This is a genomic window from Neorhizobium sp. BETTINA12A, from assembly GCF_023006485.1.
Classification (GTDB): Bacteria; Pseudomonadota; Alphaproteobacteria; order Rhizobiales; family Rhizobiaceae; genus Neorhizobium.
This window is the reverse complement of the sequence record NZ_JALBGW010000358.1, coordinates 1-674: the sequence shown is the minus strand read 5'-3', so window position 1 is coordinate 674 and position 674 is coordinate 1. Positions and strand designations below refer to the sequence as shown.

Here is a 674-nt window from a genome sequence, read left to right as displayed (position 1 = left end):
AGGGCACCCTCGGAGCGCACCTCGCGCCCGGCGGTCGCTCCGTCGGTCACGAGTTCAAGCCCGTTCGTGGCATGGAGCGCCGCAAAACCGCGGCCCGAGCGGGTCAGGAGCCAGTTTCCATCCATGACAACCTCGTCGAGGCCGTCGCGACCGAGATAAGCATGGGTCCAGGCATGGCGCGTGCCTTCGGTGTCGGCGATCAGCAGGGCGACGTCGCGATATTGGATGACGCGCGGGAGAACGCCGTTGCCGGCCCAATAGGACGGGCGCTGCGTGCCCCAGGGGTCGTCTTCGCCGGGATGGTTGACCCAGAGCCTCGCCATCGGGTGGCCCGCAAGCCGAATGTCGAGCACGTGCTGCTGGTGGCCCCGCCGGCCCGTCTTGTGATCGACCACGGTCGAGAGCTGCGAGGCTTCCGTCTTGAAGAGTACGAGCTTGCCGCTTTCGAGCCCCTGGGCGTAGCGCGCTTCTATCGAGCGTGCGGGCGCCAGCTGGGCAAATTCCGGCAAGTCATCCGGCGGCGCGTAGGAACCGGCGCAGAACATCGGCAGGGAGGCGACGCCACCGTTCAGCCAGCCGCTGCCGAACGCAACGCGGGCGAATGGCGCCAGCTCCGTCAGAGGCCCGGCCCTCAGCTCCTTGTCGTAGGCGCGCCCCTGCGAGCCGGCGGGAAC

The 674-nt window shown here is 68.8% G+C and carries 1 pseudogene; it reads right to left on the bottom strand.

Going from position 1 to position 674, the window contains the following annotated elements:
* Positions 1–674: pseudogene (locus MOV61_RS30145) on the bottom strand (hypothetical protein); the annotation flags it as partial.